Genomic DNA, 21,123 nt, shown 5'->3' on the forward strand with positions numbered 1-21,123 from the left:
CATGAGAATAAACGCAAGTACGTTCTTTATGCCAGACAGTGATACAGCGGCCCTTGTGATGCTTGTCTCTAATACGGCGTCAACCGTTTCAAACACTCTTAAAATCCTAGAGGTCGCTAAGAAAACAAGTGATCAGATAGATAAATATAATTTTATCGCAATGAGGCGTTATTTCATTGCTCGTCGAATCGAACAACACGTTGTCGATATCGCAGAAGCTAACAAGATGAAACCTAAGAATCTTCAAGAGCTAAACCAAGTAATGCTTAGGCTTAAGATGAATCTACAAGGCTTAAAGAGCAATATCGACTTTATGGCAAAAGACGTTTTGGAAGCTCAAGACTTTACTGATCGGTACTGGGAGAAAGTCGTAAATTCAATGGCCGATGAACGAGAAGCTCATAATCAAGAGTTAATAAGTGCAAGCGAAGGTTCAATTAGTAAACATACGCAAAACACTGCCATGAATACGGCCCTTAATGGGAAAGTTCTATCTAAAATTAGACGAGACAACCTTGAATACCAAAAGGTTGATCTTGGTATGAAGAAAAGCCAGACGGTCGAAAAACTTCGCCGTGAAGAATTTTATAAGAACTGGATTGGAGTTGATGGCAAAAAACAAAACGAAGCACTAACAAAAGGTGGCAAGCTATGACTAGCATCATGCGTGACCTTCTTTTGGTTCAAAGCTTCAATCTAAGCACGCTTATTGAAGAATATAGGCTTTTCTTTTTAAGCCTTCTTCCAAGTGTATTTATATTGGCCGTAATCATTGAATACTTTGATCGCTTAGAGCCATTTACGTTGGTGAAGAGAGCTTTTATATCAATTCTGATTTTAACGACGGTTACAAGTGTTTATGAAAGCTCAATAGCATCATCTATGGATACAGCCGATCAAGTCCTGAGAGAGCAGAAACAGGGGAATATCCTTTTAATGGATTTCTTTGATGGTTTTAAGTATTGGGACGCAATTACGGAGGATAAGAAAAAGGACTTCTTCAAAGATCGAAACGCATTTACAGGTGCTCTAGCATTTTTGAAGTACCACATGTTTGATTCATTCGTTAATGATGGTTTCACTATAACGATTTATTTCATCACAAAGCTTTGTTTTGTGATTTTAAAAGTTGTGTATTCTCTCGTTTACTATCTTGGATATGGGCTCATTGGAATTCCATGCCTAATCTATCTATTTCCATCTATGGGAAATGTCCTTAGAGGGGCAATTCTAAGCTATTTGTGGTGCTTAATTATCCCTCACGTCCTTGTCTTTATCATCTCAATGATTGGAACAGAGATTAATAAGGGTTATGTCTCAGGGCATATCATTGGTGGCTCTATGATGGGAACGACACTACTTTTTATCCTGACTTTATTTATCGCTTTTACTCCACTCATTGGGGCCATGATTTTAACTGGAAGCGGTATCTCACAGGCCGGTGGAATTATCGCAAGTATAGGGGCCAATTACGTGATGAATCTACCAAAGAACACCGTCAATAATGCAGCAATGATGGCAACAGGAGGCCCACTTGGCCCAAAGGCTACATTTGCTAAAGGAATGGCCAAAGGTGGCTATCAATTTGCCAAGAAGGCTAAGATTGCAGGCATGAATAAATTTACATCAAGTGGAGGTAGTTCTCGTCCAGCACCTAATCAAGCAGAACGAATTAAGCCAACAGGTCTTGGGCATACGCATATAAAGGGTCATATCCCACCTCATGTGAACGATTCTGATTATGTGACTCTTAAAAATTCTAATAAGTCATCAGGAGTTGACTTTATTTCAGCTCCAACAAGGAAGAACCCTGCTTATAAGTCTCAGCAGGCTCATCATATTAATCCAACACAAGCGACTAACCAGCAAAGTAATAAAAGGAGTGTAAGCAATGGAACAGTACAAAAGCATGGCAAAGTCCATCGACCACATCAAAAGACCTCTAATATATATCGCTCTAATAAGCGCGCTAACTCACGTCCTCATTCTAGGAACAGGAATATTAATCAACCACAGAGAAGACAATAAGAGGTTTAGTGCTATGGAAGCGTGTTACATGGGCATGAAAGAGTTGTTTGAGAATAGTCCTACGGAGAAGCTTTTTAACAAGTCTGTTTTAAAGGACGTTAAAGAGCATACCTTTGAGATTGAAGGAATTGGACTCATAAAGCAATTAAGTGGCTTTCGTTGTGATGTTGTGGCCAAAGATAGCAAAGGTCATCGTAGTTTTAGAATTGCCTTGGAGAAAAATGCAAGCTTTCCCCATTTCTACAAGATTGCAGATGTAAAAGAGCAAAGACTGGCTTCTCGTTATCAATGGGAGGACTCACTATGATCTATTACATCATTACAGGACATATATTTACAATTTTCCTTTCCATGTCACACCTTACTAGCGTGAACTTTCCAAACAAAGTTCAAGACTATGTAGGAGGCCAAGAGGGAGACTTTAAGATTTATGAGCTAAATAACGGAAAAAGTCTTGTCTATGAGCCAAAGCAGAAAGGCTTTAGCCGAAACTTCATAACGTTTCTCAAAGAGGAAAAATATCATTTCAATCTGAAATACAGCGAGAACTTTTCAAACAAAGACGTTGAGATTCGTAAGGCAGAGAGATGCACTTACTTTACTCTCTTAAAAGAAACAAAGGACTATCAGCTCTTTGAGTGTCCTAAGTCTTTATTCTTTGTAAATAAGTCTAAGAGACCAGTTAAGGTCAATGAGCTAACAATTAAAACTAAGAGCTACCTATCTAAAGGGCCTCCAATCTATTTAGATGGAAAGATGATCTACTACCAAGGGCGTGCTCTATGAAGTGGTTAATTGTCTTATTTCTTCTAAATTCAAACGCTCAAGCGGGATTTAGTGAGATCCCTGCTTCAAATCGTTATCAGTATAAGAAGCCAGTTTCTAAGAAGGTGAAAAAAGAACAGTTGGGAAGAGTAAAAAGAATCAGCTTGATAAGCATACTAAGAGCTTACTTGAAAAGGATCAGGCCATCCTTGACCTATTAAAAAAGTCTGAGAAGCGAGTCATCGTCAGAAAGAAGGAAGAGAAAATCACAGCTCTTACTCGTGTACGTGGGATTATTCTAAATTCAGTTCTGGCCATGAATGTTAAGCCATCTAAGTTTATCGTGAGAATAAATAGTGAAAGCTCGGATTTAAACGGAGCAGAACTTCGCTGTCTTGGCTTTAGCTTTGAGAAACGAGTACCTAGTCAATGTGACCTATTGGTTATGGATGGTGAAGAATATGACGTTGATGTGGATATCTGGGACTTAGACGGTGCCGAAGGAATCATTGCTGATTACTACTACTCAGGAGAAGAGAAGACCTTTCTGACTTCTTCGTTCGCATCATTTCTAGGAGCTACCTTTGATGTGGCCAAAGGTGGAGTGAGTTCTCCTTTTGGGACATTCAATCAAAATACGGCCAAGAATAAGATCATGGACGGTCTAAGCAGTATTGCAACTAATGCCAAGAACAAGATTATCGAGTCGGGAGAGAAGAATTTAACGATCTCCTATGTGAACTCTGGAAAAGAGGTACTTGTCTTTTTTAATAAGTCTTTAAAGCTAGGTGGAGAATAAAATGAAACGAATATTATTAGGAATTTTAATTTTGAGCGTGACCTCATGTTCAACAATGAAGAAAACCCTTATCTATAGTTCCTTGGCCGGTGGAGCAACAGGGGCCACGGCAGGAGCAATGCTAAGCCCTAACAAGGAAAGTCGTGGTGCAAACGCAGCCGTTTTTGGACTTATTGGAGCAGGACTCGCGGCTCTTGCTGGCTATGCACTTTATAAGGATGATCCTCGAAACTATAAGCTCGATCAAATGCTTATGGATAAGAAGAAAACGAATATCCCGTATGATCCAAATGCAATTGAGATAGGACTCGGAAATCTCAATATAGACGCCAATCTTAGCAAGGAAGAAGCTTATAAGGTTCCAGTTAAGGAGCTACCTGAAAAGCTTAAGGGCAAAGTAAACAGACAATTTCTAATCAAATATCAATCCAAAGAGCGTTACGTAAAAAAAGGGAACAAAACTTTCTATATTCCAGCATTTGATGTTTACGAGCACGCTTACGGTGAAACACCTGATTCTATTAATAGCAATCCGGAAGGAGAAAACAATGAGCAATAAAAAGCAATCAGGAGACTTTGGGCTTGGAGAGGCCTTAGTACCTGTAATTGATCTAATGTCAGAGATTCTTTTAAAGCTGAGCCAATTAATGGCCACAGGACTTGTACTTGGAATGGATAAGTATGTCTTTAAAAGAAATAATAAGAATACCATTAAGAAGATTGAAAGAGATGATCTTAAAAATGACAGACGCACCTTGCTTGATGAAGCCATCGGTTATTCCGTAACTTCCAAAAGAATTATTATGGGCAGTGAGATTAATAAGTCAGCTCATACGGCAGTCGTTGGGGCCAGTGGTTCAGGAAAAACCGTTCTTCTTGATGCTCTTATGTTTGAAGATATGAGACAAGGAAAGCCCGTGGTCTTTATTGATCCAAAGGGCGATAACGGCTCTCTTTTAAACTTTATTAATCTTTGTAAGCTAACAGGACGGGACTTTTATGTCTTTTCTGAATACTGGAATGGCGAGGGAACTAGTGCCTTAAATCCTGTTAAGGATGGATCAAGTACAAATATAGCAGACCGTATTTTTAAGTCCTTTACTTGGAGTGAAGAGCATTACGCCCAGATTTGTCGTGATGCCATCGAGGATGCGGTTTCAATCCTTAAAAGCAAAGATGAGTTAGTTAATCTTGAAAGTATCTACAACAAGCTTATCGAAATAAGTGACCCTAAGAATAAAGAAGAAAGTCTTTATAAGCGAGATGATATTCAAGGGATTTTATCAAGGCTTAAGAAGCTTATGAGATCTGACTTTGGACAGAAGCTTAATAGGGCAGATGGGCTTAGCTTTTCTGATATCAGAAAGAGTAGTAAATGCGTCTATATCGGATTATCGGTTCTTGGCTTTGCAGAAATTGCCAGGTCTCTTGGGAAAGTGATTTTAGGAGACATCTCATATTCAGCTTATAAAACCTATCGAGATATAACTCCCGTTAATGAGGGGCAGCTTAATAAGATGGGGCTTTATATTGATGAGCTTTCGGCTATTATTACAGATGAGTTTATCGAAATTCTAAATAAGGTAAGAGGGGCAAAGATGGAGCTTACTTTTGCCTTTCAGTCGCCAAGTGATATTGCAAAATATGACCCTGAGCTTTGTACTCAAGTCTTAGAGAATACTTCTAATTGGTTTCTTTTCAAACAGAGAATAAAAGACGGCGCAGGGTTATTTGCTGAGTCTATCGGAACGATGGAGTCAAAGAAGCAGACAATGCGAGTACAAGATGGGGAAGAGCAGGCCCAAGGATCACAGAGAACTGTTGAGGAGTTAATTGTTCATTCCAATATCTTAAAGAATTTAAATGTGGGGCAATGTGTATTTTTAAGGCATTACCCAACAAAAGTTGATCTTCTTAACGTGAAGTATATCGACCCTAAGATCGTCTGGGATAATGTCAAATTTATAAATAAGGAGGTAGTTATCGAAAAAGATAGTCCTAAGGAATCCAAAAAGAACAAACCTTATTCAATAAAAAAACGTAGGCCTTTGTTAGTAGAGGGTAGGTGATGAAAGCTAGTTTTATTCCCCAAGGGGTTTATGAGGACATCATCAATATTGTCGGCCAATGGAAAGTCGTAGACATGAAGAGTCTAAGTGAGATGTGCAACTACGATGTTGGATATCATAACCTTTTAAAGAAAGTCCGAAAGCTTGAAACGCATGGACTTATCAAAGGCGTTCTTCTCGGGAGAAAGAATAAGCATATTTATTTAACAGATAAGGGCCTTAAGTTTACTGGCCATGATTACACCTATGAGATTTGTGATGAGAATTTAACTCATGATCTGATTGTAAGTCGAGTTCTAAAAGAATTATTAAAGAACGACTCATTTATGAATGGAAGAATGTTTCATCAAATATCAGGAGATCAGCTCTTACCAGATGCTGAGGCTAGCGTGCGTAAGGGAAGAGATATATTCAGACTTGCATTAGAGGTTGAGCTTACTCAGAAGTCACAAAATAGAGTTAAAGAAAAGTACCGTCGTTATGCAACAGGAAGTGTCTTTACCTATGGCGTCTTTATCACCAATAAGGAGACTTTATTTAAGACTTATCGACGCTTCTTAGAGGAGATGAAGCAAGATATTCAAGAGGCCATAGTTCTAATTCTAGATAAGCAAATGACGGCAACCAAGTTTAATTATGAAAAGTCAGAGTGCTTCTATCTTAGACGAACATTAAGCTTTAAGAGTCTTTTTGGTGATGAGAAGAGTTAATTTAGAGTCAAATGAAGTTAAACAAAATTCGCCCCTGCCATTTTTCTAAATGATTTCGGGCCATTATCGAGATGATTTTTGACCTCCCTCCCTCTACCAGTTCGTGAAGGAGGTCAAAAAGTCCCTCTCTATGTCCCTAGAAAAAGAAAATGGCAGGGGCGAATTAGAAAACAAGGAGTGATTAGTAATGAATATGAATGGTGTTGAAAAAGAAGAAAGCTTAGGTGCTAGTGCGAAGCCTGTGCCTCCTAAGAAGCGCGGAAGAAAGCCTAAACATACAAAGACCGAATTCCAAATAAATCCTGACCAGACAAAGTTTTTTGTCGATCTATCAAAAGATAAGGAAAGTCTTAGCAAGGTATTTGATCTTCTTGTAGCTACTAATAAAAAAGACTACGGCAAAGAAATTACTTTCAAAGACTTGGCCTTATTTGGAATTGACAAGATTTCATCAAAGGACATTGAGAAGGTCCAAGAAGGTAGCCTAAGTAAAAGAGAATTACTGGAAAGGGCTTGGGAAGAATTCAATAAGAAGAATAAGCAAAGCTTATCCTTTGATGATTTCTTACTTAAGAAGGTTGGAATTAATTAAGAGAAGGAGAATTAAAGAATGGAAATTATATACGAAACATTTATGGGAAGGCTAGGTAAGAATCCTGAACTTAAGTATACAGCTAAGCATGAACCAGTGTGTAAGTTATCTGTTGCTATTGATGTTAAAAATCAAGATAAGCCTGATTGGAAAAGAGTTATTGTCTGGGGAGAGCAAGCTGAGAGCTGTAAATTATATTTAAAAAAAGGGAAAGAGGTTTTTGTGCAGGGCCGTATGAGAGTACGCGAATTTAAGGATCAAAATGGAGAATTAAGAAGCATTACTGAATGGAATGCAAGACTTGTTGGATTTCCAAATACTTAAAAAAGATGGAGGCTAATTGCACAAAATGAAGATAGAAAATGTAACAGACATTCCTAGGACTACACGGTATAGTAGTCATGTTGGAGATATTGAAAATAATCCAACGGTGCTCTTTGACAATTTAAAATGGATGACGACTAACGAAGCAGCGACTTACTTAAGAAAGTCTACTAATGCAATTAGGACAGCAGTATGTCGAGGACATATTAAAGCTAGAAAATTCAGAAGAAGACTTTACTTTAAACGGAGCGAACTTGATCGACTTATTGAAACCTCAACAACCATAGGAGGTTAATATGGCAATCAGGTGTTATGAAAAGGACGGGAAAAAACTTTATCAGGTCTATGTAAATGCGAGAAGCAAAACAGACCGAAAGTTAAGAGTCCAAAAAACAGTTTCCGACTTAAAGTCGCTATCATTAGCAAGACGAGAAGAGAATAGAATAAACCAAGAGCTTGGTAAGAAACTTACTGAGCTAGAAGGCTTATGTGATACATGGGAGTCTGTGATTGATAAATGGGAACATGAAGCCAGAAGTGGTTTTCTTGGAACATACAATCCTGCAACAATTATGGATCATGTGGCCAGTCTAAGAAATTGGACAAAAAGCTGGCTTAAAACACCAGCATCTGAACTCGGTAAAGCAAATGGCCGTGATCTTGTAAAAAGAATGACCAATGCGGAGAAGTCTATCAGCTTCATTAAGAAAGTTAAAAACACAGTAAACTTAGTTTATAACTTTGGTATTGAAGAAGGACTTATTAAGGGAGTACACCAGTCTCCGGTTTATGGAATTAAATTACACCATAAAAAAGAGAAGGTTCCAGATATTCTAACTTTAGAAGAGATAAAACAATTTCTTTATGAAGCAAGAAGACAAGAGCACCCTTGGTATCCAATTTGGGCAACAGCACTTTTAACAGGTATGCGCAGTGGAGAGCTTTACGCTCTCGAATGGAATGATGTTGATTTTGAAAATGAGATTGTTCGAGTTTCAAAGTCTTTTAACAAAAGAACTAATGAGATCAAGAGTACAAAAGCTGGTTATTGGCGTAATGTACCAATGTCACCAGAACTCAAAGAGCTTTTTATTTCTTTAAAGTCATCGTCTAAAGATAAATTTGTTTTACCAAGATTCAACGATTGGAGAAGGGGAGATCAATCAAAAATATTAAAAATGTTCTTGATTGGTAACGGCCTTCCCAAAATTAAATTTCATGCTTTAAGAGCTTGTTTTGCAACTCAGCTCTTAGCAAAAGGAACACCTGCTGCAATCGTGATGAAAATCTGTGGTTGGAGAGATTTGAAAACCATGGAGCTTTATATTCGGGTAGCCGGTGTGGACGAGAAAGGTGCGACTGATTGTCTTAGTATTCTGCCTTCTGAGGTAGATGTCGCAGATAATGTAGTTAGTCTTTTTCACAGCTAATTTATAGACTGGCAAAGATTTTTTCGCTTTGTCAGTCACTTTTTCAATTTTAAAGAATTAACGTGTTTGTTTTATTGAAATATCTAATTGTTGAGATGTAATCTAATTTATCATCGATGATTTATATGTTAATATTATATATATTTATATTATTTAGGAGGAACAATGTCTAAAAGTCTTGATACGAAGTCAATGATTTTGTGCATGATAGCAATTGATGGTGATACTATCACTGGTGAATTGGGGGGGATTACTCGACTTCAAAAACTATTGTTCTTGTTAGAAAACGAACTATCAAATGGTGAAAGGTTTGAAGAACTTGAATTTACTGCATATAAAGCAGGGCCATATTCATCAAGAATTTATGATGAGCTTGAATTTTTAGAAAATCTTGGCTTTATTGACTCAGAAATTGTAGGCGAAACGACAACAGAAGAATCAGTAGAGGTGGATGCTTTAAACTTTGAAGATTTGATGGGGGAAGAATCCTCTGCAAAAGATGACGTTGGGTATGCTGATGCTTATGTCGAGCGAAGTTTTAAAATTACAAAAAAAGGAATGTCCAAAGTTCAAGAAATTTTAAACTCTGGTGAATACACACCATCTCTTGAAGGAATAAGAAAAATCAAGTCTAAGTTTGGTAAGTACTCATTATCTGATTTGTTATATTATGTTTATACGAAATACCCTGAAATGACTGTAGAATCTGAAATTAAAGATCAGGTCTTATCAAAGCGAAGAAGGGCATAAGAATGGAGAAAATTGCTCTATTTCATGGAGTTATAGCAACAATTAGTATTGGATATTTTTTTAAGGTTAAAGGTTTAGATTCTAGTTTCTTAACTGAAAGCTTTGATAATATTGTAGATATAAAAAATCGTATAACTTCTGAAATAACAGAAGAGATAGTAAGGTTAGCTACTCCTATTCCTGATGTATATGTTACAGGTGGGGAAGTTAATGAAGTAAGTTATTATGAAGGTGTATCAAATCCGCTAAAAGGCGATAGCTTTAAAAACTGGTTAGATGATTATCTAGAGAAGGAAATATCCTTCATAGACTATTACGCTAAGTTTAAAAAACTCTTTTCAAAATGGAAGAAGTATAAGAACTTGCTCATGAACTTCTCAATTTTTTTGACTATTATAGAATTAATAAATATGGCAACCTGTTTTTACTTAAGTCAGTTCTGTTTCAAGTTAAATAATGGAGAAGTGAAACTTCTAGCAGAACCTTTCTTGTGCTCATCAAATACAAAAATAATTATATTTGTATCAGGTGCTTTTACATTAGTTTTGATTTTTATTGGATTATTTCTGATTATGAGTCTTAATCGTGTTGAGTCTAAAGTTTTAGACTTTAAAGGGACTTATAATGGCTTATAGATGGGAAGTAGATTTATATAAGCCTCTTAAACGTTATCTTGGTAATAGAAGCTTTCGAATAATTGAAGAAGAGGTAGACTTTTTTGAAAGAAGAATTGATTTATTTTGCTTCTCAAGAAAGTTAGATAAATCTATTGCAGTAGAAGCAAAATTAAAAGATTGGAAAAAAGCATTAAGACAAGCACTTTTGTATCAACTATGTTCAGACTTTGTATATGTTGCAATGCCAGCTGATGTTTTTAAAGTTATAAACAAGGATACATTCTTTAATCATGGTGTTGGATTCCTTGCACTGTATGAAAGTGGTGCATGTCGAGAGTTAATTCCTGCCAGGCCTTCATCGGTGTTGACAGAAGTTTATCGTACCGAGTTAATAAATTTCCTTTAGGAGTTTTTTTGAAGTTATTACTTAGATATGGAAGTCATTCAGAAAAAGATTATTTTGAAAAAATGTTAAAGTTTTTTGATGGTGTGACATTCGCATCAAATTTATTGGAGTCAACTCCTTCTGCGACAGTTAGTCTAATTGCTAAATTTTCAAGTGATAAATACAATGTTCCATATATTATTGACCCGATGACTTATTCTTTTGGTGAGTTTTTTGACATAAAAAATGGCGAAATAAGTGATGATTTGAGCTGGCTAATGTCTAAAACAAAAAAATACGGACTTGACTTTAAAAGGTCGTATAGGGCTCTCGGAGAAAACTTAGGCGGAGCTTTTTTAGAGTCAATTCAAAATAAAAGATCTATTTCTCTGGGGGATTTACAAAATGAAGCAACTCGAAAAGATATATGTAAATCTACAGTTAATTATCAGAAAAATAGGATAATAAATATTTTAAAAAAAGATGAAGAGTATGCTCAGTATGCAGAAGAAATGTCATCACCGATACATATTTTAGCACCTTATTTCTTCATACAACCTGGGCGAGAGAATGAGTGGATTGATGTCATTAGGGGAATTGCAGAGGAATCTTCAAAGTTTGAAGAAGATAACTTATATATTAAATTATGTTTTGATAAGTCTTTGTTAGATGACAATGAAAAAATTTCTCTATTAGGGGAACTACGCTCTTTAAGTAAAGTTAAAGGTTTTTGGATTTGGGCAAGTGACTTTAATGAAACCGAGGCAAGCGAACGACAATTAAGTGGAATGAGAAGTTTAGTTGAAGCCTTAAGCAGTGAAGGAAAAGAAGTCTTCAATAGACATGGGGGCTACTTCTCGATGATGCTAACAAAGCTTGGGCTATCTGGGGTGTCCACGGCCGTGGGCTATGGAGAACAGAAAGATGCTATGCCTGTTGTGGGAGTCGCAACGCCTGTTGTTAATTATTATTTCCCTCTACTTCATAAAAAAATGGGAATTCCAGATGTCCAAAGATCATTTTATGATTTAGGGATCAATAGCTCTACTGATTTTTTTAGACTAATTTGTGGTTGTGCTATTTGTAGAGGTGTTTTGAGTACTGGATTAGTCGAGTTTAGACAGTTTGGTGAAAAACATCTTGCTACAGAAAAGTCAAGAAGGCGAACACAGACCCCAGCTGCTGCAAAAAGGGCCCGCTTCCATTATCTGTTATCTAAAGCAAATGAAAAGAAGATTGTTTCAGAAAGTCAATTGAATGACTTGATTGATAGACTTAAAGAATCTCAAAGAGTTTCGAATTTTGATTATTATCAATTGGATTATATTGATAGATGGTTAAAAGTAATTGATTAGTTGGGAAATCTTTAGAGCTGTTTTTGGTATAGATTTACTTAAGTAATTTTATAGTCGTGCTCTTTGTATTTTTATAATAATATTCTATTAAGGTTGGAGAGCTGGAATAATGTCGAATGTGAGGGACGTATTCATATATATTGATAACTCTGTGTTAAAAAAACATAATTATTCTTTCAAGTCTAACTCTTTTAAATCTTTAAAAAATCATTTAAATTCAGGAACGATTCAGTCAATAACGAATTCAATACATCAGCTCGAAATAAAAAAGCATATAGGTGAGCAGATCTCAAAAGAGCTGAAGTCGGTAAAAAAGATGAAGTCTTACCCCGTTCTCTCATCGATTGGTGTGGTAGAAGTAAGTTCTGGATTTATTGATTGTTCACATCCTGATTTAGTAGAAATGAAGTTAAAAGAATTTAACGACTTTTTTGATAGTAAGACTTTAAAATACGGTAGTCTTGATGGTGATGAAGTTACAGAATTATTCATCGATAGAAAAGCCCCGTTTAGTAGTCAGAAAGCAGACGAATTTAAAGATGTTTTTCAGTTGAAATCGATTGAGAACTTTATAAGTGAAGCAATATCTACTCAGTTAACAATTTTTCCAGAATTGAAGAATGAAGTTGAGCAGCCAATAGTTGCTATAATTACTAAAGACAATGGAATGAGAGACTATGTCGAACGATCAAACTTGATTAGTCATGTTTTCGAGGATATCCCCAATTTTCTAGACTACTACATTAAGACTTTGTTTGGTGTTGATCACTTCGCAAAATATGAATATTATGCACGAAAGCTATCTGAAAAAAACGATCATTGGTTAGATGAAAACTTTATATTTGATGAATATGTGTTTTTGGATGATTTTGAAGCTGAAGTAATTTGCACTTCATTAATTGACTGCGATATAGAGGAGATAAATTTACAAGGTTTTGATGAAGAATATGGAAAGTTTATTGAATATTCAATAGAAGTGTCAGGTAGTATTGAGGTTGATGTTAATAAGCCTGAGTTTAGAATTTGGGACCCTGAGGCTAAAGAGTATCAATATTCTGGCTCAGAAGACTTTTCTGAAGAAGTAAGTTTTGAGTGTACCTATACGTTAACTCTGTATACTTCTGATGGTGGAATCTCTTTTGAAAATTATGACGTTGAGATTGATGAAATCTTTTGTGATGATATTGTAATTTCTTGGGATGATTAATTTCAATTATATAAAAAAAGTTGGGACGTTTAAGTATGGCCCTACAAAGAAATTGGGATCATGGTATTCCAATTCGAAATAATCTTTTGATATGTTCTATCTCTTCAAATCTTGTATCATTTTTAGTTTATTGTTATCCTATTTATTGATTTTGGCTTATCTTGGCTTTGCACCTAGGTAAGTCATTGAATTAATTATCTTGTGGCCGAATCCACCATATTATGAATTATATGAATAACTACTATTACAAAAACTCTCAAACATTCATAGATAATACACTTGAAATAGACATGGAGTCTTTATATGGCCCATTTCTAGGATGCGTAAAACTGGGCGGCACAATCTTAGACATCGGCTGCGGGCCAGGGCGTGATTTGAAGTATTTCACAGAGCATGGATATAAGGCGCAAGCTGTAGAGCCAAGTCACAAGCTTGCGCAATTTGCACGAGAGCATAGTGGATGCGTTGTGCACGAGGGCTTGCTTCAAGATGTGGAATTTGAAGGTGAGAAGTTTGATGGTATCTGGGCGTGTGCATCTCTTCTTCATGTGCCAACGAATGAGCTTTCAAGTGTGTTCAAAAAAATTGCAACAATTATGCATGATGGGGCCGTATTCTACTGCTCTTTCAAACACGGAGAGTTTGAAGGAGAGCGAGGTGGGCGCTTCTTCAATGACCAGACTCTCGATTCAATTAAGGAATTCTTGCCTTCTAATTTTACGATTAGTAAGGATTGGGTAACTGAGGATAAGAGGCCTGATCGTGATGAGAGGTGGCTTAATTTACTTCTCACTAAGAACTAGAATCGTATAGAACTAGATTTTTTAAGTATTTACCACTTAAACCATAATGTTTTCATAAGTGATTAATTTTATTCAACTTCTTCCTTGAAATGTCGATTAATAATTAAGTTTTAAAACAATCTTATTAAGGGGGATTAATGGAAGCATTAACAGCTTTAGGCTTATTTCTTTTTGTTACAATATTTTCGATTCTTATTACAAGATGGCTTGGTGCATGGATGTTAAGAATTAATGAGGTCATCGTGCTGCTTAGAAGAATTGATTCCAAACTTACAGATGAGTCGAAAAATAGTTTTATTAAAAGTGATGTATAAATGAAGATAAAATCTTTCTTTATAGTTACTCTCTTCTTCATGTCTTTTGTCTCTTTTGCTAATTCTGAGCTGGATAAAGTTAAAGAAGCAATGATTCGTCAATCAATTATGCAGTATTCAGGTAATTGTCCTTGCCCATACAACACAATGAGAAATGGTCGCCGATGTGGAGAACGTAGTGCGTATTCTAGGCCAGGTGGAGCGAGCCCGCTTTGTTATAAAAGTGATATTCCTGACAGTACGGCGAAACAATTTATAAATAAATTAAAATAGAGAGTATATTATTGACTACTCAGGAGAAACATAATGAGAAAAGTTGAATCCCCTTTTCGTCAAGTTGAAAATACAGATCTTACAAAAGTGAAAACTCTGATTGTAGGGCTAAATCCTGGAAAAGATGAGGAAAGGATGGACCTTGAAACATCTGGAAGGAATCGCTTTGTCGGGGTTGCAGGTAAGAACTTGCGAGAAAAAGACTATTACGAAGGTATGTGGAATAAATTTGGTGTTGGAGAAGAAGTGTTTGTATGGAACTTATTTGATACATATTCTTCGACAGAGAAAGAGTTGAAAGAATTTTCTAAGAGAGATCTAGAGAATGCATTCTTTAGCGATTACGGATTAGGTACAATCATGAAGAGGTTAGTAAATCTAGAAAATATTGTTGTATTGGGTTTACATGCGCAAAATTTCTTTGTTGGACAAAGAAGGGTTGATAAGTTTTCGAATTGGAAGAGTATTTACTTTTTAAGACACCCTTCATTTATTCATACTGATAAAGAAGCAAAACAAAAAATTGAAAAAGCTTTAGAAAATCCGTACTTGTCTAGATGAATTATACTAGTTTAGTAATTTTGATTATTACAGTTCAGGTATTGTACTTATTCTTGTTCGGCTGTCAAAACTATCCAAGATGTAAATTTACTCGGAGTTTTTGAATTAATTATGAAAAAGAATAGGTCTGGTTTATGATGAAAAATAAAAGAGTATGCCTCAATTGCAAGAAAGAAATGATACTTCCTTATTTCTTAAACAAGCTTGAAACTTCTTGTGAAGAATGTGGGAAAGAGTATTCCTTTAAAAATGTACATTCAAAAAAGACATGGGGATATTTCTTAATTCTTTCTATATGTTATCTCTCTCTTCAATTCATATTCAAAAATAAAAACATTAATAGTATCCTCTTCTTTATATACTTCTCTGCTATTATATTGATTAATAATTTTATGAAAGAAGTCGTCCAGATTGAAAAGAGTGAATAAATCATGGATATTGAAAAAACAACAAAACATGCACAAGCTCGATTTTTCTCTCGCTATGGCCGTGAAATCTCTGTTGAGGAGCTAAGGCATATTCAAGATATGCTTAGGCACCAACTTGGTGATACGCAATATATTGGCCGTGTTAAGAGAGGAGAAGAGGATTCATACTTAAGCTGCTATCATGGTACTTATGATGAAATCGAGTTCTTTGCATTATGTGATCCCGAAACATTAGTGATTGTGACCTTCTTAAAAGAGGATCAAATCAATCACTTTGAAGAGGTGGAACTTTAAGATGATGATATTGAGATTCATCCAAAAAAGTGTTTAGCTCGGAATCTCTTCTTGAGTTGCTCGATTAAGTTATTTGTTCTTATTATCCGATAAGTTATGTATGAAATACATAATCCTCACACTTCTAATCTCATTTTTCCAACTAACAACACTTGCAACATCAGAATGCACCCACGATGCCAATAACTTCCGCTGTGTAAAGTACGTAAAGAACTACGACGCGGACACGGTGACGTTTGATATTCCAAATGTGCATCCGCTGATTGGAAGTCGAATTAATGTGCGAGTGAGTGGAGTGGATACGCCGGAGATTCGAACGAAGAATGCGTGCGAGAAGAGTAAGGGGCGAGATGCGAAGAAGATTGTGACGAATCTTTTAAAGCACGCCAAACGCATTGATCTAGAGAATGTACAAAGAGGTAAGTATTTTCGCGTGGTGGCCGATGTGAAAATTGATGGCCAGTCGTTGTCATACTATCTTCTAAAAAATGGCCTTGCCTATGCTTATGATGGTGGGACTAAGAAGAAGGTTGATTGGTGTAAGACAAATCGTGAGATAGCTTCAGAATATAAATAATTGTTACAAAAAGGTACGTGATACTTTAGAGAAAGATGAAAGAATATCTAAGAAAGTGGGATCTTAAGTTAGTTGATCTTGTTGCACAGACGACAACGGCAAATCTCTATCTTGTAAACTCACAATTTGGTGATGCTATTTTAAAAGTGTTCACAGATATTGGCCGAGTGGATGAAGGAGGAGGGACTCTTTTTCTTAAGAATATGCAGGGCAGAAGTTGTGCCAAATTATATGCTTCAGATGAAGGGGCCCAGCTTCTTGAGTTTCTTCCAGGAAGAAATCTCAACGAGTTTTCAAAGTCTGCTCAAGAAGACAAGGCGACAGATGTCTTTGTCCAGGTTATTAAAAAGATTCAAAGTTCTTCTTATAATGGCCTGCCTTCTTATGAATTTCTTTTTAAAGAATTTGATAAAGTTACATTTCCGACTCATCTTAATGAGCAATTAGCTTTTGGCAAAAGCCTTTCGAAAAAACTTCTTGAGACACAAACACAAACAGTGCTTTTACATGGTGATCTTCATCACGAAAATATCATGCAAAATGAAGCAGGTGAGTATGTCTGCTTAGATCCAAAAGGCATGGCAGGCGATCCTGCATATGAAATTGGAGCAATCCTTAAGAATCCTTGGGGCCTGCCTAAGATCTCACAAAATTTAGAATTATTTAATCAACGAGTTGAGTGTTTTGTTACTGAATTAGGGCTTGATCGGGAGCGCGTCGTAGGGTTTGCTTATGTGCATTTTTGTTTGAGCCTTCTGTGGGCCGTAGAAGACGGCTACGCCTATCAGCACCAAGAGTCTTTGATCAATATGATATTTGAACGTGTTGCGGCCCGAAAAGTATCCAGGTGACCTTCCTAAACATGATTAGAGATAGTAGAATAAGTAAATAATGAATAAGAAATTAAAATATCACTTTAATTCAGAGATAGAGAAGGCTAAGGCGTTTATTAATGAATGATGAAGATTCTAAATTAGGTTAAAAATAATTATGGAAGGAAATGTTAGAGACCATATTGAAAGAGGCGAGCGAGTTCGCATCGTTTTAAAGAAAGATCAGCGCACAGGTGAGTTAACGGAAGGTATCGTAGAAGATATCCTCACGAAGTCTGATTACCACCCACACGGTATCAAGGTTCGTCTTGAAAGTGGTGATGTGGGACGAGTTAAGGAAATCCTAGATTAATGAGAATGATAAAGAGTACAATTCATCCCGATATTGGGCCAAGAGAGTCCATTGAAGAAAAGAGTGTTTTTAAGCGCCTTGCCACAAGGGCGATTGTTCTAAGTGGTGAGATGATTCTCATGCTCTACACTGAAAGGTATGACGACTACAGTCTTCCTGGTGGGGGAGTTGATAGCGGTGAAGATATCAAGGATGGAATGATTCGCGAGCTGCAAGAAGAAACTGGCGCGCAAAATATCCGTGAGGTCAAAGAATTTGGAATCTATGAAGAATTTAGGCCTTGGTATAAACCGGACTTTGATATCATGCATATGATTTCATACTGCTTTACATGCTTTGCTGATGAGGAGTTGGGTCAGACCAATCTTGAACACTACGAAGTGAGTAATGGCATGACACCGAAGTGGATTAATATTCACGATGCAATCACTCACAACGAAAAAACCATGGCCTCAAGTGAGAAGAAGGGGATGTCCATTGAGCGTGAGACATATCTTTTGAAGCTTATTCGTGAGGAATTTCTTTAGTCTATTGGATTTTATAAGTACCTGTAATTACAGGCGAGGAAATTCTTAAGTATGTTTTGATAGTATCATATGATACTATTGATAAATGAGACCTCCATTTCAAATCACATCTAAAATTATGAGTTTAGTCGCAGATATCTCGAGACTAGTGGGTGGGCTAGAGGCCACAACTCTTACGATTCCAAATCCAAAATTAAGAAAGAAGAATAAGATTCGTACTGTTAAGTCTACCTTAGCAATAGAGGGGAATACTTTCACAGAAGAGCAGATCTCTGCGATTCTTGAAGGTAAGCGCGTGCTTGGAAGTGAAAAGGAATTGCAAGAAGTTCATAATGCTATTGAGCTTTATGAATCGATTGATGATTTCAATTCAAATAAGGCAGAGGACTTTTTGAAAGCACATAAGACCTTGATGAAGGGCCTTGTTGCAACGGCAGGTAAGTGGCGTACAAGAAATGTGGGAGTACTTGCGGGAACGAAAGTAAAACACCTCGCGCCTAAACCTATGCTCGTTCCTGAACTTATGGAAAAACTATTTAAATGGTTAAGCTCTGAAAAAGAATTGCATCCTTTAATCTTGAGTTCCATTGTTCATTACGAAATTGAATTCATTCACCCATTCGAAGATGGAAATGGAAGGATGGGGCGATTTTGGCAAGCACTCATTTTGACCGAAAATGACAACTTCTTTCGTTACGTTCCGGTGGAGAGTTTGATTGAAAAAAATCAGCAAGCATACTACCAAGCTTTAGAGGACTCGGATAAAGCGGGTGATAGCACGATCTTTATCGAGTTTATTCTGGGAATCATAAAGCTGACCCTAGAAGAGATGTCGAAAGAAATCGTCGGTGTGACAAATACTTATGCTGATCGTATTCAAAGAGCGAAAGATATTTTTGGAGATAAGTTCTTTTCACGTAAAGAGTATATGGAAGAGTTCAAAACGATCTCATCTGCGACCGCAAGTCGTGACTTAAAAGACGCTGTTGATGAAGATGTTGTTGAAAAAGTAGGGGAGAGGAATCAGACAAAGTATCGGTTCGTTGTTTGATTTGTACACCGTTTACGTAAAAGTCTGCTGGAACCCTTCTTGAAAGAGGATTGAGGATGAATACGAAGAATATTCTAATTGTATTTGGTGCGTTTATATTCATTATTGTTGCAGGGGCCATAGGGTACGGACAATATAAGGAATACGTTGATTCAAAGCTACTCTCAAAAGAAATCTTTATCGATAAAGATGGAAATGGTCTGGCCGATTACTCAGAAGCTCCGCTTAAGGAATTACTAAGTGTTTCACAGAGGATGGAGATTGGGGATGATGCAAAGAAGATTATTAGAACGGGCCTAAACAAAGTAATCCCTGCAATTGAAGACCTCTATACTAGTGATGAATTAGAGACGAATGCTGAGTCGGTGAAAACCATGAGATGTTTCTATCGTGAGCTAAGCTATTATCATAAGGAATATCAGCTTGATATGTATCAGCTTATGCCACTTGTGAAGTACTGGGATCAAATTCAATATCCTAATGGTGCATCAAAATCATTCCTGCAAAAGAAGATTGGCCGAATTGGTGTGAAATCAAAAATCAATAATAAGTACTGCTTTAATAATGGGTTTGCTACTACTGTGAGGCCTGAGCCGAAAGGCTTTGGATTTGGCATTTTGAAAAAGGGCGCCGGGGCCGTTGGTGGCGCTTTAATGATCTTTGGTGGTGATAAGTGAGCCTCTTTTGCTACGCATCCCGAAAAGTATCCAGGAACCCTAAAAAGCATTGTTCAGCATGACTTTAAGTAAGTTATTGAAATGATAAGAGATACTTGGCTTTTCATAGTAAAACTTAAAGAAAGTGAATTTTATTAATTAGATTCATCTATCCTTGCGTCATCTTAGTGATTATAACTGCCTCAACAAAAACGAAATAAAATAATCAGGAGGTAATAGATGAAAAAGACAATGATGATTTTACTTAGTGGCCTAATTCTCTCACTAAATACTTTTGCGACAGTAGAGGCCAAAAATTCAAGACTTGATAAGATTGTAACTCAACTTGAGGTTTTTATTGGTAATGATAGTGAGCTGATGGCCGAGCCTGAAATTGGCTTAATCTATGAAGAGAGCTTAGAAAACTTAGATGATAGAAAAATTATTCTTTCTAATATCCTCGAACTAGATGAAAAATTTGAAGTAACAATGGATGAAGATACTGCTAATAAGTTGGCAATTTTCTCAGCACTACTTCATGAAGTTATGTTAGCAACTAGACCTTAACTAAACTTTAAAGAGATCCATGGTGTAACAGAAGACATCCTCTTGGTTTGTCTTCTTCACCACTTCTCGAATTTCTTCAATGGCCTTTACCATTATGCCATTTACTTTTGGTAGGTCTTCTTTGGAGAGAGTGATAACAGAAGAGTAATGAAGCTCGTCTTCAGTTGTTCGATCCATGCTTTCCATCCCACGCAAACGCCAGTTAGAGTGGTGTCTTGCGATCATTGGAGAGTTCTTTCCAAGATGAAAACTTTTAGAGGTTAGCTTTATTTTATCCCCATCATTAATGATTAATCCTGCATCTAAAAGAAAGTCGATAACCTTGGCCACTGTCTCTGTAGTAATTGAAAATGTTGCAGCGATTTCTTCTCTGTCATATTGTTTTGTAATTGAAAGATAAGCGTGGATCGCAAGATAGTGCCAGCTAGAGTAGTACTCATACTGTTGCTCTTTTGTTAGCTCTTTCTTATCAATAAAACGTTTACTCAGATCCTTTGAGTCTTTTATCAGCTGCTCCATTTTATCTTTATAGTAATCACTTAATCTCTTATTTCCCGCGCGTTGGTAATTAACAAGGGTGAGATAAAACTCTGTCTGCTTATTAGATAGAGATAGAAAGTCGGCCGTCAAAAGGGCCTGCTCCAAGCTAAAGTGAGCATCTTTATTTAGGACCTGAGAGATATAGGCCGTTTGGCAGGCAAGCTTCTCTGCAAGTCTAGACCTAGTCCCTCGAACCTTCTTAGCAAGCTCATCAAGAGCATCAATGGTGAATTTCTTATAATTTTGATACCTGTAAATATCCATAAGTGACCGTTATTATTTATGTTTCCCTGTTGTTCGTAGTGTTAGTTAATAT

31 protein-coding genes are annotated in these 21,123 nt (G+C 36.6%); 30 read left to right on the top strand and 1 reads right to left on the bottom strand.

Translation table 11 applies throughout. From position 1 onward, the window contains the following. Position 1: 1 nt before the first annotated feature. From M902_RS12950 to M902_RS13095, 30 genes are all read left to right on the top strand, one after another. Complete coding sequence (locus M902_RS12950; protein WP_156979862.1) at positions 2 to 655, top strand: hypothetical protein; 654 nt, start codon at positions 2 to 4, stop codon at positions 653 to 655. Further along, entirely contained in the window at positions 652 to 2,028 is a 1,377-nt protein-coding gene (locus M902_RS12955) for a hypothetical protein (RefSeq protein WP_021267902.1), read from the top strand. Before M902_RS12950 ends, M902_RS12955 begins: the two co-directional genes overlap by 4 nt. A gap of 34 nt (positions 2,029 to 2,062) precedes the next feature. Further along, a complete protein-coding gene (locus M902_RS12960) occupies positions 2,063 to 2,335 on the top strand; it encodes a hypothetical protein (protein ID WP_156979865.1) in 273 nt (90 codons plus the stop codon). After that, positions 2,332 to 2,814, top strand: coding sequence for a hypothetical protein (locus tag M902_RS12965; protein WP_021268743.1), 483 nt, complete (start codon positions 2,332 to 2,334; stop codon positions 2,812 to 2,814). The genes M902_RS12960 and M902_RS12965 overlap by 4 nt, the downstream gene beginning before the upstream one ends. Further along, positions 2,811 to 3,014: a hypothetical protein gene (locus M902_RS12970; RefSeq protein WP_021267855.1), complete on the top strand. Its 204-nt coding sequence runs from the start codon at positions 2,811 to 2,813 to the stop codon at positions 3,012 to 3,014. The genes M902_RS12965 and M902_RS12970 overlap by 4 nt, the downstream gene beginning before the upstream one ends. A 122-nt stretch (positions 3,015 to 3,136) precedes the next feature. Further along, complete coding sequence (locus M902_RS12975; RefSeq protein WP_232215058.1) at positions 3,137 to 3,592, top strand: TrbI/VirB10 family protein; 456 nt, start codon at positions 3,137 to 3,139, stop codon at positions 3,590 to 3,592. Position 3,593: 1 nt separating this feature from the next. Continuing rightward, positions 3,594 to 4,151 (top strand): hypothetical protein, encoded by a 558-nt coding sequence (locus M902_RS12980; protein WP_156979868.1) that lies wholly within the window; start codon positions 3,594 to 3,596, stop codon positions 4,149 to 4,151. Continuing rightward, positions 4,141 to 5,661, top strand: a complete 1,521-nt coding sequence (locus M902_RS12985) for a helicase HerA domain-containing protein (RefSeq protein ID WP_021268454.1) — start codon at positions 4,141 to 4,143, stop codon at positions 5,659 to 5,661. The genes M902_RS12980 and M902_RS12985 overlap by 11 nt, the downstream gene beginning before the upstream one ends. Next, entirely contained in the window at positions 5,661 to 6,371 is a 711-nt protein-coding gene (locus tag M902_RS12990; protein WP_040314848.1) for a hypothetical protein, read from the top strand. Before M902_RS12985 ends, M902_RS12990 begins: the two co-directional genes overlap by 1 nt. A 187-nt stretch (positions 6,372 to 6,558) precedes the next feature. Continuing rightward, positions 6,559 to 6,963 carry a hypothetical protein gene (locus M902_RS12995; protein WP_021268617.1) on the top strand — a complete coding sequence of 135 codons (405 nt, stop codon included), beginning with the start codon at positions 6,559 to 6,561 and terminating at the stop codon, positions 6,961 to 6,963. An 18-nt stretch (positions 6,964 to 6,981) separates the two neighbouring features. After that, positions 6,982 to 7,287: a single-stranded DNA-binding protein gene (locus M902_RS13000; protein WP_021268381.1), complete on the top strand. Its 306-nt coding sequence runs from the start codon at positions 6,982 to 6,984 to the stop codon at positions 7,285 to 7,287. A 130-nt stretch (positions 7,288 to 7,417) separates the two neighbouring features. Beyond that, entirely contained in the window at positions 7,418 to 7,582 is a 165-nt protein-coding gene (locus M902_RS16840) for a helix-turn-helix domain-containing protein (protein ID WP_369793848.1), read from the top strand. Position 7,583: 1 nt separating this feature from the next. Beyond that, the gene (locus M902_RS16160) at positions 7,584 to 8,717 is read left to right on the top strand and encodes a site-specific integrase (protein WP_021268046.1); all 1,134 of its coding nucleotides are present in this window, start codon (positions 7,584 to 7,586) and stop codon (positions 8,715 to 8,717) included. Positions 8,718 to 8,882: 165 nt separating this feature from the next. Then, positions 8,883 to 9,467 (top strand): type II toxin-antitoxin system antitoxin SocA domain-containing protein, encoded by a 585-nt coding sequence (locus M902_RS13015; protein ID WP_021267877.1) that lies wholly within the window; start codon positions 8,883 to 8,885, stop codon positions 9,465 to 9,467. 2 nt (positions 9,468 to 9,469) lie between these two features. Next, positions 9,470 to 10,102, top strand: a complete 633-nt coding sequence (locus M902_RS13020) for a hypothetical protein (RefSeq protein ID WP_021268414.1) — start codon at positions 9,470 to 9,472, stop codon at positions 10,100 to 10,102. Beyond that, the gene (locus M902_RS13025) at positions 10,092 to 10,490 is read left to right on the top strand and encodes a hypothetical protein (protein WP_021268275.1); all 399 of its coding nucleotides are present in this window, start codon (positions 10,092 to 10,094) and stop codon (positions 10,488 to 10,490) included. The genes M902_RS13020 and M902_RS13025 overlap by 11 nt, the downstream gene beginning before the upstream one ends. Positions 10,491 to 10,498: 8 nt before the next feature. Beyond that, the gene (locus tag M902_RS13030) at positions 10,499 to 11,824 is read left to right on the top strand and encodes a hypothetical protein (RefSeq protein ID WP_021268105.1); all 1,326 of its coding nucleotides are present in this window, start codon (positions 10,499 to 10,501) and stop codon (positions 11,822 to 11,824) included. Between the two features lie 109 nt (positions 11,825 to 11,933). Next, the gene (locus M902_RS13035; protein WP_021268514.1) at positions 11,934 to 13,031 is read left to right on the top strand and encodes a PIN domain-containing protein; all 1,098 of its coding nucleotides are present in this window, start codon (positions 11,934 to 11,936) and stop codon (positions 13,029 to 13,031) included. 230 nt (positions 13,032 to 13,261) lie between these two features. After that, entirely contained in the window at positions 13,262 to 13,834 is a 573-nt protein-coding gene (locus M902_RS13040) for a bifunctional 2-polyprenyl-6-hydroxyphenol methylase/3-demethylubiquinol 3-O-methyltransferase UbiG (protein ID WP_052607440.1), read from the top strand. Positions 13,835 to 13,971: 137 nt separating this feature from the next. Beyond that, positions 13,972 to 14,148 (top strand): hypothetical protein, encoded by a 177-nt coding sequence (locus M902_RS16540; RefSeq protein WP_021268077.1) that lies wholly within the window; start codon positions 13,972 to 13,974, stop codon positions 14,146 to 14,148. Next, entirely contained in the window at positions 14,149 to 14,421 is a 273-nt protein-coding gene (locus M902_RS13045; RefSeq protein WP_021268191.1) for a hypothetical protein, read from the top strand. 33 nt (positions 14,422 to 14,454) lie between these two features. Next, entirely contained in the window at positions 14,455 to 14,982 is a 528-nt protein-coding gene (locus M902_RS13050; RefSeq protein ID WP_021268330.1) for a uracil-DNA glycosylase, read from the top strand. 431 nt (positions 14,983 to 15,413) lie between these two features. Further along, the gene (locus tag M902_RS13060) at positions 15,414 to 15,704 is read left to right on the top strand and encodes a hypothetical protein (protein ID WP_021267905.1); all 291 of its coding nucleotides are present in this window, start codon (positions 15,414 to 15,416) and stop codon (positions 15,702 to 15,704) included. 100 nt (positions 15,705 to 15,804) lie between these two features. Then, on the top strand, positions 15,805 to 16,281 hold the full coding sequence (locus M902_RS13065) for a thermonuclease family protein (protein ID WP_040314850.1): 477 nt from the start codon (positions 15,805 to 15,807) through the stop codon (positions 16,279 to 16,281). A gap of 35 nt (positions 16,282 to 16,316) precedes the next feature. Beyond that, positions 16,317 to 17,132: an aminoglycoside phosphotransferase family protein gene (locus tag M902_RS16165; protein WP_021267804.1), complete on the top strand. Its 816-nt coding sequence runs from the start codon at positions 16,317 to 16,319 to the stop codon at positions 17,130 to 17,132. Between the two features lie 139 nt (positions 17,133 to 17,271). Further along, the gene (locus tag M902_RS13075) at positions 17,272 to 17,466 is read left to right on the top strand and encodes a YwbE family protein (protein WP_021267904.1); all 195 of its coding nucleotides are present in this window, start codon (positions 17,272 to 17,274) and stop codon (positions 17,464 to 17,466) included. After that, the gene (locus M902_RS13080; protein ID WP_021268552.1) at positions 17,466 to 17,993 is read left to right on the top strand and encodes an NUDIX hydrolase; all 528 of its coding nucleotides are present in this window, start codon (positions 17,466 to 17,468) and stop codon (positions 17,991 to 17,993) included. Before M902_RS13075 ends, M902_RS13080 begins: the two co-directional genes overlap by 1 nt. A gap of 85 nt (positions 17,994 to 18,078) precedes the next feature. Next, positions 18,079 to 19,044: a Fic family protein gene (locus tag M902_RS13085; protein WP_021268712.1), complete on the top strand. Its 966-nt coding sequence runs from the start codon at positions 18,079 to 18,081 to the stop codon at positions 19,042 to 19,044. A gap of 56 nt (positions 19,045 to 19,100) precedes the next feature. After that, entirely contained in the window at positions 19,101 to 19,721 is a 621-nt protein-coding gene (locus tag M902_RS13090) for a hypothetical protein (protein WP_021268482.1), read from the top strand. 219 nt (positions 19,722 to 19,940) lie between these two features. Beyond that, entirely contained in the window at positions 19,941 to 20,267 is a 327-nt protein-coding gene (locus M902_RS13095; RefSeq protein ID WP_021268061.1) for a hypothetical protein, read from the top strand. Here the strand turns inward: M902_RS13095 and M902_RS13100 are convergent, their stop codons facing one another. Then, positions 20,268 to 21,071: a TIGR02147 family protein gene (locus M902_RS13100; RefSeq protein WP_021268234.1), complete on the bottom strand. Its 804-nt coding sequence runs from the start codon at positions 21,069 to 21,071 to the stop codon at positions 20,268 to 20,270. It lies immediately after the preceding gene. Positions 21,072 to 21,123: the final 52 nt, after the last annotated feature.

It is taken from the genome of Bacteriovorax sp. BAL6_X (assembly GCF_000443995.1).
Taxonomy (GTDB): domain Bacteria; phylum Bdellovibrionota; class Bacteriovoracia; order Bacteriovoracales; family Bacteriovoracaceae; genus Halobacteriovorax_A.